Origin of the sequence: Streptomyces sp. NBC_00442 (assembly GCF_036014195.1) — a bacterium.
Taxonomy (GTDB): domain Bacteria; phylum Actinomycetota; class Actinomycetes; order Streptomycetales; family Streptomycetaceae; genus Streptomyces.
On the sequence record NZ_CP107918.1, the window covers coordinates 6899510 to 6911667 of the forward strand.

9 protein-coding genes are annotated in these 12158 nt (G+C 73.0%); 4 read left to right on the top strand and 5 right to left on the bottom strand.

Going from position 1 to position 12158, the window contains the following annotated elements; all coding sequences use genetic code 11:
• The first annotated feature begins 134 nt into the window (after positions 1–134).
• The 3 genes from OG432_RS31095 (at position 135) to OG432_RS31105 (ending at position 4069) form a co-directional block, all read left to right on the top strand.
• The gene (locus OG432_RS31095) at positions 135–1235 is read left to right on the top strand and encodes a PLP-dependent cysteine synthase family protein (protein WP_328314278.1); all 1101 of its coding nucleotides are present in this window, start codon (positions 135–137) and stop codon (positions 1233–1235) included.
• Between the two features lie 60 nt (positions 1236–1295).
• Positions 1296–2201, top strand: coding sequence for a universal stress protein (locus tag OG432_RS31100; RefSeq protein WP_328314279.1), 906 nt, complete (start codon positions 1296–1298; stop codon positions 2199–2201).
• A gap of 242 nt (positions 2202–2443) precedes the next feature.
• A complete protein-coding gene (locus OG432_RS31105; protein WP_328314280.1) occupies positions 2444–4069 on the top strand; it encodes an FAD-dependent monooxygenase in 1626 nt (541 codons plus the stop codon).
• A gap of 45 nt (positions 4070–4114) precedes the next feature.
• Here the strand turns inward: OG432_RS31105 and OG432_RS31110 are convergent, their stop codons facing one another.
• The gene (locus OG432_RS31110; protein ID WP_328314281.1) at positions 4115–4597 is read right to left on the bottom strand and encodes an SRPBCC family protein; all 483 of its coding nucleotides are present in this window, start codon (positions 4595–4597) and stop codon (positions 4115–4117) included.
• 110 nt (positions 4598–4707) lie between these two features.
• The gene (locus tag OG432_RS31115) at positions 4708–5580 is read right to left on the bottom strand and encodes a DeoR/GlpR family DNA-binding transcription regulator (RefSeq protein WP_328314282.1); all 873 of its coding nucleotides are present in this window, start codon (positions 5578–5580) and stop codon (positions 4708–4710) included.
• Positions 5581–5770: 190 nt separating this feature from the next.
• Between OG432_RS31115 and OG432_RS31120 the strand changes: the two genes are divergently transcribed.
• Entirely contained in the window at positions 5771–8101 is a 2331-nt protein-coding gene (locus OG432_RS31120; RefSeq protein ID WP_328314283.1) for a hypothetical protein, read from the top strand.
• On the opposite strand, the gene OG432_RS31125 is transcribed toward OG432_RS31120, so the two are convergent.
• The 3 genes from OG432_RS31125 to OG432_RS31135 form a co-directional block, all read right to left on the bottom strand.
• Positions 8071–10473, bottom strand: a complete 2403-nt coding sequence (locus OG432_RS31125) for a right-handed parallel beta-helix repeat-containing protein (protein ID WP_328314284.1) — start codon at positions 10471–10473, stop codon at positions 8071–8073. The genes OG432_RS31120 and OG432_RS31125 overlap by 31 nt on opposite strands.
• A 113-nt stretch (positions 10474–10586) precedes the next feature.
• The gene (locus OG432_RS31130) at positions 10587–11192 is read right to left on the bottom strand and encodes an Rv1733c family protein (protein WP_328314285.1); all 606 of its coding nucleotides are present in this window, start codon (positions 11190–11192) and stop codon (positions 10587–10589) included.
• Positions 11193–11324: 132 nt separating this feature from the next.
• Positions 11325–12158 (bottom strand): MOSC domain-containing protein, encoded by an 834-nt coding sequence (locus OG432_RS31135; protein ID WP_328314287.1) that lies wholly within the window; start codon positions 12156–12158, stop codon positions 11325–11327.

The following is a 12158-nucleotide window of genomic DNA, read 5'->3' on the forward strand; positions in this document are numbered from 1 at the left end:
TCCGGGCCAGCGCCGTCCGGTGCTCATCACCCGTCCCACAAGCCACTCCTATGGCTCCCCAAAGGCAACGTTTGTGCAGGTGAGAGCGGTATCGTCAGAAGCGGGGGCGGCACGCAGACACGACGAGGAGTGGCATGGAAACCATCGATGTGGACCGCAGCGATCCGCGGTACCGGGCCTGGCTGAAGGAAGCCGTGCGCAAGGTCCAGGCCGATGCCAACCGCTCCGCCGACACCCACCTCCTGCGCTTTCCGCTGCCCGAGGCGTGGGGCATCGACCTTTACCTCAAGGACGAGTCGACCCACCCCACCGGCAGCCTCAAGCACCGCCTCGCCCGTTCGCTGTTCCTGTACGGCCTGTGCAATGGCTGGATCCGGCCGGGCAAGCCCGTCATCGAGGCGTCCAGTGGCTCGACCGCCGTCTCCGAGGCGTACTTCGCCAAGATGATCGGCGTCCCGTTCATCGCCGTCATGCCCCGCACCACGAGCGCCGAGAAGTGCCGCCTGATCGAATTCCACGGCGGCCAGTGCCACTTCGCCGACGACTCCATGAAGATCTACGAGGAGTCCGCGAGGCTCGCCGCGGAGACCGGCGGCCACTACATGGACCAGTTCACCTACGCGGAGCGGGCCACCGACTGGCGCGGCAACAACAACATCGCCGAATCCATTTATCAGCAGCTGAAGTTGGAGCGCTATCCGGAACCGGCCTGGATCGTCGCCACCGCGGGCACCGGCGGTACCTCGGCCACCATCGCGCGCTACGTGCACTACATGCAGCACGACACGATGATCTGCGTGCCCGACCCCGAGAACTCCTGCTTCTTCGACGGCTGGACCCACAACAACCCGCTCGCCTCCAGCGACTGCGGCTCGCGCATCGAGGGCATCGGCCGGCCCCGCATGGAGCCGAGCTTCGTGCCCGGCGCCATCGACCGGATGATGAAGGTGCCGGACGCGGCGAGCGTCGCGGCCGTGCGCGCCCTGGAGAAGGCGATCGGCCGCAAGGCCGGCGGCTCCACCGGCACCGGCCTGTGGAGCGCGCTGCGCATCGTCGCGGAGATGGTCGACGAGGGCCGCACCGGCAGCATCGTCACCCTGCTCTGCGACCCGGGCGACCGCTACCTCGACAAGTACTACTCGGACACGTGGCTCGCCGAGCAGGGCCTGGACATCGCCCCGTACGCCGCGACCCTCGACACCTTCCTGGAGAGCGGGGTGTGGGCCGTCCGGTAACCGGCCGCACCGGGACCTTCTGCCCGTGCGGGACACCGCGGCGCGTGCCAGGGTGACGTCATGGACACGCGCCCGGTAGCCGTAGCCGTAGACGGATCCGACCACAGCCTGCGAGCCCTGGAATGGGCCATTCCCACCGCCCGCAGGCTGGCCGCCGAGCTGGTCATCGCGCACGTCCTGCCCGACCACACCCAGCTCTGGGCGGCTCGCAGGTCCGCGCTCGGTCCCGGTCCCGCGCTCAACGATCCGGTGACCGACCGGGTCCGCGCCGCGCTCTCGGGGCGCGACGAGCTGCCCTCCGTGCGCTTCGACTCGCTGGTGGGCGAAGTACCGGACGCGCTGCACGCGTTGGGGGCCGGGGCGCGGATGCTGGTGATGGGCTCGCGCGGGCGCGGCGGCTTCGCCAGCCTCCTCCTCGGCTCCAACAGCCTGGCCGTGGCGACGCGGGCGCCCTGCCCCGTGGTGGTGGTGCCGCGCCTGGCACGTACGGGGGCGGACGAACGCACCTCGGGACGGGTCGTGCTCGGGCTCCACCTGGGCGAGACCGCCGACGACGTCATCGAATTCGCCTTCGTGGAGGCCGCGGCCCGCGGTGTGCCGCTCCAGGTGCTCACCGCCTACCCCGCCCCGCCGCCAGCCGCGCTGATGGTCGCGGGCGAGTACCCGCCGGGCCCGCTCGATCCCGACCAGTACGAACCCGCCGAGGACGATGTGACCCGCGAACAGGCCGAGCGGATCGGCCCGTTCGAGGCCCGCTTCCCCGGCGTCGAGGTGGACGCGCTGATCGCACCGGCCGACGCCGCGGGCCATCTCGTCGACGCCTCCGCCTCGGCCGCCCTGATCGTGGTCGGCCGCCACCGCAGACGCCTCAAGTCGGGTTCCCTCCTGATGGGCTCGGTGGCCCACGCGGTGCTGCACCACACGGAATGCCCGGTGGCGGTGGTGCCGGCCCGCGAGGACGACTGACTCTCGGGGGCGACTGACTCGCGGGGACGACTGGCCCCGGGGGCGGCCGGCCCGCGGGGGCGGACGGCCTGTGCGGGGCGGCCGGCCCGCACACCGGCGGCCTCGGCCCACCATCAAGTGCCGCTCGCCGACGCCGTGTTGAGGTGACCCGGCATTGACCCGCAGTTTGCCCCCGACGCCCCCTTCGCTGTCTACGGTAGGAAAGATCCACCGAACGGCAACGGGGAAAAGCGGGAGCTGCCATGCCATCTGTACTGATCGTCGGCGGGGGACTGGCCGGTCTGACCGCCGCCCTGTGCCTGGAGTACCACGGGGTGGACTATGTCCTGGTGGAGCGCAACACCGAGCCGACCGTGCTGCCCCGTTCCCGCGGCATGCACACCCGTGCCGTGGAGATCTTCCGGCAGATCGGGGTCGAGGACGCCGTGCTGGCGGCGAGCGCGACCGCCCTGAAAATGGGGCGGTTCGGCGGCGCGCGCACCGGGCGCAGCATCGTGGACTCCGAGGCGCTCGACCTGCGGCACGTCTACGCCGGCGGCGCCATGGTCGGCGCGGACGAGAGCCCCTCGGCGTTCTGCTTCTGCCCCCAGGTCCTGCTCGAACCGGTCCTGCGCGACCTCGCCGAACAGCGGGGCGGCGACATCCGCTTCGGCACCGAGCTGACTGCGTTCACCCACGACGCCGACCGGGTCACGGCCACCCTCACGGACGTCACCACGGGGCGCGCCAAAACCCTGCACGCCGACTACCTCCTGGCGGCCGACGGAGGCGGCAGCCCCGTGCGCACCGTCCTCGGCATCACCAGCACCACCCGCCCCGCCACCCACCACTACCTCAATCTCTACTTCCGCGCCGACCTCACCGACATCGTGCGCGACCGCACCTTCAGCCAGTGCGAGATCGCCGGGCCCGAGGTGTCCGGGCTGTTCCTGGCCAAGAACAACACCGACGAATGGTCCTTCCACCTCGCCTACGACCCCGAGCGCGAGAGCCCGCGCGACTACCCCGACGAACGCTGTACCGCCCTGCTGCGCGCGGCCATCGGCGTGGACGACCCGGCGCTCCGCGTCGACCTGCTCGCCCGCGGGGCCTGGGACACCGGCACCGCGGTCGCCGACGCCTACCGCGTCGGCCGGGTCTTCCTCGCCGGTGACGCCGCCCACCGCCACGCCCCCTGGGGCGGGTTCGGCGCCAACACCGGCATCGCCGACGTGCACAACCTCGCCTGGAAGCTGGCCGCCGTCCTGCGCGCCGAGGCGCCGGAAACCCTCCTGGACACCTACGAACCCGAGCGCCGCCCGCGCGGCCTGCTCGTCGCCGAACAGGCCTGGCTGCGCACCGACTTCTTCGCCCGGTACGCCATCCGCACGCCGGACAACGCCGAGGCCCTGGCGCGCCAACTCGACACCGGCGAGATCATGACCTGCTACCGGTACGCGTCCGCCGCGGTCCACGGCGCACCGGCCGGGGACACGGTCGAGGCGCTCGCGGGCCAGACCGGCACCCGCCTCCCGCACCTGTGGCTCGAACGCGACGGCGGCCGGCTCTCCACCCTCGACCTGTGCGGTCCCGGCTTCACACTCCTCACCGGCGCGGACGCGCAGGCGGGCATATGGGCCGACGTCGCGGACGACTTGCCGGTGACGGTGCATCACATCAGCTACGGCAAAGCGGACGTGGACTCCGGGCGGACTGCTCTGCGGGACACCGAAGGCGCCTGGCCGGCTCTGGTGGGTCTCGCTCCGCACGGCGCCCTTCTGGTGCGGCCGGACGGTTTCGTCGCCGCCCGGTCCGACGAGGGCCTCACCCCGGAGGGCCTCGTGTCGACGTGGCGGGCTCTCAACTCGCTTCAGGAGGCGCCTTCGTGACCCCAGAGGGTTTCGCGAAGGGGCGGGGTGGAGGTGGGACCCGCCTCAGGGCTTGGGCGCGCTCGCCAGCAGGCGGTCCAGTGCGCGCATCGCGCCCTTGAAGGACTGGCCGACGCCCGGCCCGGCGGCCCGCATCGTCAGACGGAACAGAGCGGGCCCCCCACTCGCCATCGTCCAGCGCACCGCCGTGCCCTCCCCGACGGGAGCCAGCCGCCAGTCCTCCAGCATGGCTGCCACGCCGGGCACGTTGGTCTCGTCGATCCGGTAGGCGTAGCGCGCTCCCGCGTCCCTCGCCATGATCGTCTCGCGGAAGAAGACGCCGCCGCGCAGCCTGATCTCGCGTCCGGCCCCGCCGTCCAGGGGCCGGGCCGCCACGACCGAGGAGAACCAGGCGGGCATGTCCGTCACCTGGTCGGCCAGCGCGCGGTAGACGGCGTCCGGACCGGCCGAGAGCCGGGCGGTGAACACCAGGCGCACCGGCGCCGACTCGGCGAAGTCGAGTTCCACGGACCTGAGTCGGCGAGCCATGACGCGTTCCTCCTGGCGGTTCGGCGCGGCGGAACCCGTACCGGCAGCGGATGCGCGAGAGCCCGTACCGACCGGTAGGGGAGGGCCCGCACACCATAGCCGCCCGGCCGTCAGATGTCTGCGGAGCCGCCGTTGTCGGGGCCGTTGTCGGAGCCACTGTCGGGGCTTTCCCCCGCCACCACGACGTCCCGGAGATGCTCGGTCATCTCCGCGCGGGACCGGTCCGAAAGGCCCGCGTCCGTCACCAGCGAGTCGACCTGGTCGAGCGTGGCGAACGAACTGAGCCCCACCGTGCCCCACTTGGTGTGGTCGGCGATCACCACGACCCGCCGCGCCGAGTGCACGAACCGGCGATTGGTCTCCGCCTCGGCCAGGTTGGGCGTGGACAGGCCGGCCTCCGCCGAGATGCCGTGCACGCCGATGAACAGCACGTCGAAGTGGAGGGAGCGGATGGCCGCGTCGGCGACCGGCCCCACCAGCGTGTCGGACAGCGTGCGCACCCCGCCCGTCAGGACCACCGTCGCCGCACCCGGCCGCGGCCCGGAACCGGCGGACGAACGCTGCGCGGCATGGAACACGTCGGCGACCTGCACGGAGTTGGTCACCACCGTCAACTCCGGGACGTCCACCAGCTCCTGCGCCAGGGCGTACGCCGTGGTGCCGCCGGCCAGCGCGATGGCGCTGCCGGGCACGGCCATCCTGGCCGCCTCCCGCGCAATGTCCTGCTTGGCGCTCAGTTCGAGGGCCGACTTCGCCTCGAAGCCCGGCTCGTGCGCCGTGGCCTCCGCGACGGGCACCGCGCCGCCGTGCACCTTCTCGATGACGCCCTGGCGGGCCAGCGCGTCCAGATCCCGGCGGACCGTCATGTCCGAGACGTTGAGCCTGCGGGTGAGTTCGTTGACCCGGACCCCACCGCGCCGTCTGACCTCGTCGAGGATCAGAGCACGACGCTGCTCCGCGAGCAGATTCTGGTGGTCGCTCACTGCCGGGCCGGTCCTTCCACATCGTCGAACACACACGCCGGGCACACCTGCCCCCCCCCGGCTTACGGCACCCCATCCTGTCACGGGGAGATTCCGTGAGAGCACTGCACCGGGGCACCCGGATCCGAGATCCTTGTGCTCCGTGCCACCCGCGCCGCCGATCCTGCCACCACGAGAGCGAGCCGCAGACGTGTCCCGTGCCACACCCGCCGTCGCAGCCGGTGCTCCCACGGCCGAAGGCGCCGGCCCCGCCCTCGAGCTGCTGGTCCACGGCGTCGGCGGCACCACACCGCAGAAGATGCTCGGCGACCCGCGCACCGTGTGCGTCACCGGCGACGACACCGCGGCTATCTACCGCTGCGCCGAGGACGCCGACGCCGAGGCCCACCCCGAGCGCTACCGGGGCCGGCCGGTGCCCGAGGCGTACGTCTGGTGCAATCTGACGTCCGGCAACAGCGCCCGCGCCCTGTGGCTGCTCCTGCTGCCCTTCATGGTCGTCAACCTCGCCCACTGGATGCGTCCGCCCGCCAAGGACCCGCTCTGGGCGATCCGCCTGTACGGGGTGTTGGTGCGGCTCGTCGCGCTCAGCCTCACCGCGCTGCTCGTGGCCGCGGCCTGCGAGGTCGCGCTCGATCTCACCGCGTGGCAGTGCGCCGGCACTGCGGGCTGCTCCCGCTCGTGGTACTGGCTCGGCTTCACGTCCGTGGCGCATCACGGCTGGTGGTCGCAGCCGGGCCGGCGCCTGGCCCTCGCGGCCCTCGTCCCCGCGGCCCTCGTCGCCCTGCTCTGGTACCTCTCCAACCGCACCTGGAGCGCGTACGAATCCCAGCGGCCGCTGAACACCGAGCCCCCCGACGACCCCCGGTCCCCCCAACCGGCCTTCAGCCGCCCCGGGTTCTGGTACGGCAGGCGTCTGGTGGCCCGGCTGCGCGCCGCGCACACCGCCGCCGGCTTCCTCACCACCGGCGCGGGCGTGACGCTGGCCGCCGCCCGCCACGACCACGCCGACGGCGGCGGCCCCGCCGCGCTGGGCCTTGTCCTCGAATGCGCTCTCGCCCTCGCGGGCCTCGTCGTGGTGTGGGTGGTGTGCCGTCGCGGGCGCACCGAATCCCACCGCGACGAGCGGCTCGACCGCGCCCTCACCTCCTGGCTGCCCGTCAGCTCGCTCGCCCTGCTGGTGCTCGCCCTGGTGTACGCGTCCTGGGACCGCTCCGACTGGGCCTCGGCCGGCACCCTGCCCGGGGACCGCGCCTTCGGCCTGCTCGCCCTGGCCCAAGGCGTCCTGGTCGTCGCACTTGCGGCCGTGGCCGGCCTGCTGCGACGCCGCGCGCAGGGCGGGCGCACCGCCCTGCGGGGCTTCGGCGGCCCCGCCGTCGCCATGCTCGCCTGCGCGCTCGGCGGGGTGATGACCGGCGGCGTCGCCCAGCGGGTCGCCGACTGGGTGGACCACGGCGCGACCCCCGGCATGAGCCGCTCGGCCTACCACGGGCCGCCTCCGCTGCTGACCTGGCAGGCCTCGGTGATCCCCGCCCTGATCGTCGTGCTCCTGCCCGTGGTGCTCTTCTTCGCCGTACGCACCTGGCGCACCGCCCGCGCGGACGCGCCCCGCATCATGGCCGACTACCCCGGCGAGCGACCCGACACCGCCCGCACCCGCACGATCGCCGCCGCCCGCGCGATGGCCCGGCTCACCGACCACGCCCCGCTCTTCCTCGGCATCCTCTCCGGCGCCTCCCTGCTGCTCGGCGCCGCGGCCCTGGCGGGCGCCTGGTGGACCGGCCAAGTGCCGGCCAGAGCGGCCGGCACCGCCCCCGGCCCGGTCGCCTTCGGCGCCGACGCCGCGCAGTCGCTCGGCTCCTGGTGCACCGGCGTCGGCTTCCTGCTCTTCGTCACCTGGGGCCGGCGCGCCTACAAGGACGCCGCGGCCCGCCGCACGGTCGGCATCCTGTGGGACGTCGGCACGTTCTGGCCGCGCGCCGCCCACCCCTTCGCGCCGCCCTGCTACGCCGAGCGGGCCGTCCCCGACCTCGCCTGGCGGATGAACACCTGGACCGAGCGCACCGGCGGGCGCCTGGTGATCTCCGGCCACTCGCAGGGCAGCGTCCTCGCCGCGGCCGCCGTGTGGCAACTGCCCGCCGCGACCCGGCGCCGGGTCGCCCTGCTCACCTACGGCTGCCCCGTCGAGCGCCTCTACGGACGCTGGTTCCCCGCCTACTTCGGGCCGGCCCCGCTCGAAGCCCTGCACCGGGAAGTGCACTGCTGGCGCAACCTGTGGCGGGCCACCGACCCGATCGGCGGCCCGGTGCGCACGGGAGGCGACGTGGACAATGGACCGCTCCTGGACCCGATGGCCTACGGGCGGACCCGCGAACACCCGCTGCCCGCCCCGATCCTGGGCCACTCCGACTACCAGGCCGACCCGGCCTTCGGCCGCGAACGGGCCCTGCTGCTGGCCGAGTTGGCGTCGTCGCTGCCGAACCAGCGCGCGGATCAGAGCAGTTCGGGAAGATCGTCCGGGTAGAGCAGGGTCAGATCGTCGGTGCTGGCGTCGGCCAGCTGGGCGACCCGGCCCGCGTGGCGCTCCACCATCGACTCGAACGTCTGGCGCGCGGTGCGTCCGTTGCCGAACGCGGCGCCCCTGGGCAGCGCCGTGAAGTACTTCAGGAGGCACTCGGCGGTCCCCGTGCCGAGCCGGTACTCGTGCTCGTCCGCCTGCTGCTCCACGATGCGCAGCAGCTCGTCCGCGGAGTAGTCGGAGAATCTGATGGTCCGTGAGAAACGGGATGCCACACCGGGGTTGACGCTCAGAAACCGTTCCATCTCCGCCGTGTACCCGGCGACGATGACGACCACCGCCTCACGGTGGTCCTCCATCAGCTTGACCAGCGTGTCGATGGCCTCCCGGCCGAAGTCGCGGCCGGAGTCCTCGGGAGACAGGGCGTACGCCTCGTCGATGAACAGCACCCCGCCGCGCGCCCGGTCGAAGGCCTCCTGGGTGCGGATCGCGGTGGACCCGATGTGCTCGCCCACCAGATCCACCCGGGACACCTCGACCAGGTGCCCGCGCTCCAGGACGCCGAGGGAGGCCAGGATCTCCCCGTACAGGCGTGCCACCGTGGTCTTTCCGGTGCCGGGTGAGCCGGTGAAGACCAGGTGACGGCGGGCCGAGGCCGCCTTGAGGCCGGCCTGCTGCCGCCTGCGCCCGACCTCGATCATGTCGGTGAGCGCCCGGACCTCGCGCTTGACGCTCTCCAGGCCGACGAGCGTGTCCAGTTCACCGAGCACGGCACCCGACGGGCGCGCGGGTTCCGCCGCAGGCTCGGGAACGGCGGGCTCCACGGGGCGCTGACCGGGGACGGCGGAGAGCAGCCCCATGGTCTGGGTCGCGCTCTGCACGGCCGGCGCGTCGCCGGCGGCCGGCTGCGCGCCGCTCTCGTCGCTGGTGCAGTCCTCGACGACCGCGCCGTCCTCGGAGAACTCGTAGCCCCGGCGCGCGCACCGCTCGGTGCGGCAGCGCGTCAGCGTCGTACGGCAGCCGTCGATGACGTGGAAACCGAAGCCGCCGCTGCCGGTGACGCGACAGCCGTGGAAGGTGCCGCGGCCCTGAGCGGACACGTAGAAACCGGCCTCGGCGGGCGAGGTGACCGTGACGCGCTCGATCCGCGGATCGGCGCCCTTGGTGACGATGACGCCGGTCTGCGCGCCGTCGATGGTGCAGCCCGCCAGGGTGCCGCCGCTGCCGTGGTCACGGAACCAGGCGCCCGTGGAGGCCTGGCTGATGCGGCAGTCGTCGAGCTGCGCGGTCGCTCCGTCGCTCACCGACACGGCCGTGTTGCGGACCTGGGTGAGATCGCTGTCGACGACATCGGCGCGCGAACCCCGGTCGAGCACGAAGATCGCGTCCGGAACGTCGTGGACGCGGCACCCGTCGAGGACCGCGGCGGCGCCGTCGCTGACCCACACCGCCGGATAGTCGCCCGTACTGTCGTGGATCTCGCACTGGTTGGCGTCGACCCGGGTCCCGGGATCCCACACCGAGAGGCCGTTGCGCCCGAAGCGGCGGACCTTGGTCCGGGTCAGAGTGAGCACCGAACGCGAGCGCAGATCGACCGCGTTCTCCGGGATGTCGTGGATGTCGCAGTCGGCGAGCGTGAGGACCGCGTCGGTGTCCAGGGTGATGCCGTCGGCCGATGTGCGGTGCACCGTGCAGTCGGTGAGGTGGGCCGTGGCGCGCGACGCGATCTGCACGCCTGCGCCCTTGATCTCGTACACCTCGCAGCCGAGCGCCTCGAGCCCCGCGCCCTCGCCGCTCACGGACAGCCCGGCGCCGCTGGAATGGTGCACCCTGCACCGTTCAAGACGGGGGTGGCCGCCGCCGTGCACCGAGACACCGGACTGGCCGGCCGCCACGACCTCGCACTCCTCGAACAGGCCGCCCGCGCCGTCGAACACGCCGATGCCGACGCCGCCCGGATTGTCCACGGTGCAGCGCCGCACCGTGGGCCGGGCGCCGCCCCGCACCTCGATGCCGACGGCCGAGCGGGTCACCACCCGCAGATCCACGAGTTCGGGCGCGCCGTCCTCCACGAGGAGCGCGGGCGCCGCCGCGTCCTGACCCTCCAGATACAGGTCCCGCACGGTCGCGGAGGCGCGCACGGTCAGCGCCACTCCGTCGGCCGGCGCGATCCGGACCGAGCCGACCGCGCCCTCGGGGCCGCGCAGCGTCACGGGGCGCTGGAGCACCAGATTCTCCCGGTAGGTGCCGGGGGCGATGGTCAGGACGTCGCCGTCGCCCGCGGCTTCCAGGGCCGCGGCCAGGGAGGCGTACTCGCCCGTGCGGCGGCGCCACCTCGACGTGCCCGTGTGCGTCACCTGGACCGTGCCCTGAGCCATGGTGCTGTCGTGCCCCCACCTCGTGCGTACGCCCTCGCACATACATCGACCGTGATCTCGTATGCGCGACTGATGGTCCACCGTAGCGCGCGCGGAGCCGCTGAGTTGACCGGTCAGCTGCCCGCGCCCGTGCGGCCCCAGTCCGGACCGTATCGGGCCCATGCGCGGTCCAGTCGCTCGTACCGCCGGCGTATCAGACGCCATACGATCAGCCGCCGGATCGCCTCGATGAGGCCGGCGGCCGTCACGGCCGCGCAGATCCCCGCGAACACGGCGTGCGTACGGGCCGCGGTCGGGGCCATCGGCGGGGGCGCCGGACGCCCGTGGTCGTCGGTCCATATCGGGAAGGTGGAGCCGGGAGCGGGCGCCTGCCGCGGCGATGCCAGTGTGCCGTGGTGTGAACTGCCGTCGTACGCCGTCCAGTTGGCGACGACCCTGCTGCCGGTGGTGCGCAGCGACGTGCCGTCCGGCTCGGCGAGCGGCGCCCGCCGGTCGGCGTTGTGTACGACGACGGCCGTGGTGACGTGCCGGTGCCGGCGCTGGTCGGCGACCGCCCTGCGCAGCGTCGTGTCGGTGAGCGAACCGCACAGGAACCCGACGGCGGGTGCGGCGAGCACCATGAGGGCCAGCGCCACGAGCGCCAGCCAGGCTTCCACGACATCGGTGCGGCGACGCAGCGGACAGCGCCGCCAGCGCCACACCCCGACCACGGCTCGCACGGGCCATCAGCCCCTTCCCCTCACCCTGTCCAACGCGGCTGCTGCCCACAGGAGTTCCCGCGCCGCGCGCAGGTATGCGACGCGGGGCGCGGGTACGCGGACGAGTCGGAGGGGCGGGACGGGCCGGGCGGGCTAGGCGAGGACCTTCAACGGGTCGCCCACGCGGATGACGCCGGTGTTCTCCGGCAGGACCAGCACGCCGAACGCCAGTGCCTTGCCGATGCGGCGGTGCCGCGCCAGGCTGCGCAGCGGCTCCTTGCCGCGCTCCGCGGTGGCCTGGTCGGTGGTGGTGATCACGCAGCGGCCGCAGGGCTTCGCGAGCCGGAAGGAGACCTCGCCGATGGAGATCCGCGACCATGTGTCCTCGGCCCACGGCTCCGTGTGGCCGAGCACCACATTGGGCCGGAACCGGTTCATCGGCAGCGGCCCTTCGACGGCATGATCACCCTGTGCGATCAGCGCGTTGAGGGCGTCCAGTGAGGAACGCGTGGCGATCTGGAGCGGAAAGCCGTCGGCGAAACTCACCGTCCGTCCGTCCGGCGCGTACGTGGGATCGACGGCCCTGCGGTGTGCCGGGTCGTCCAGGTGCATCAGTCGCACCTCGGTGTCGAGGTAGGAGCTGAACCACTGGTGCGCCTCGACGGTGGCGGGCACCGCCTCGAACGTGCCGCCGAAGAGCGAGACCGTCTCGGCGGCCGCCGTCCGCGGCGGCTCCACCACCAGATCGTCGCAGCCCGGCGCGGACAGCCGCACGCCGCCGCCCGGCAGTGTGGCGGCACTGCTCAGGGCCAGGGCGGGCCGCTCCCGCTGCGTGACGGCGACGCCCTCGGTGTTCACAAGCATCCAGCGGCGGTCCCCGGCGAGCCCCCATGGCTCGACCGCCGCTTGCCCGCTGTCGTATCCCCCGACCGACTTGACGGGATGGATGTGGATCCCGTCGACGACAGCGTTGAGCCCGTTGTTCAT

What these genes read in the sequence shown, in the direction of transcription:
- OG432_RS31110 (WP_328314281.1), bottom strand. Translation starts at nt 4,597, where the DNA reads ATGGCTCGCCGACTCAGGTCCGTGGAACTCGACTTCGCCGAGTCGGCG.
- OG432_RS31095 (WP_328314278.1), top strand. Translation starts at nt 135, where the DNA reads ATGGAAACCATCGATGTGGACCGCAGCGATCCGCGGTACCGGGCCTGG.
- OG432_RS31135 (WP_328314287.1), bottom strand. Translation starts at nt 12,158, where the DNA reads ATGAACAACGGGCTCAACGCTGTCGTCGACGGGATCCACATCCATCCC.
- OG432_RS31100 (WP_328314279.1), top strand. Translation starts at nt 1,296, where the DNA reads ATGGACACGCGCCCGGTAGCCGTAGCCGTAGACGGATCCGACCACAGC.
- OG432_RS31125 (WP_328314284.1), bottom strand. Translation starts at nt 10,473, where the DNA reads ATGGCTCAGGGCACGGTCCAGGTGACGCACACGGGCACGTCGAGGTGG.
- OG432_RS31105 (WP_328314280.1), top strand. Translation starts at nt 2,444, where the DNA reads ATGCCATCTGTACTGATCGTCGGCGGGGGACTGGCCGGTCTGACCGCC.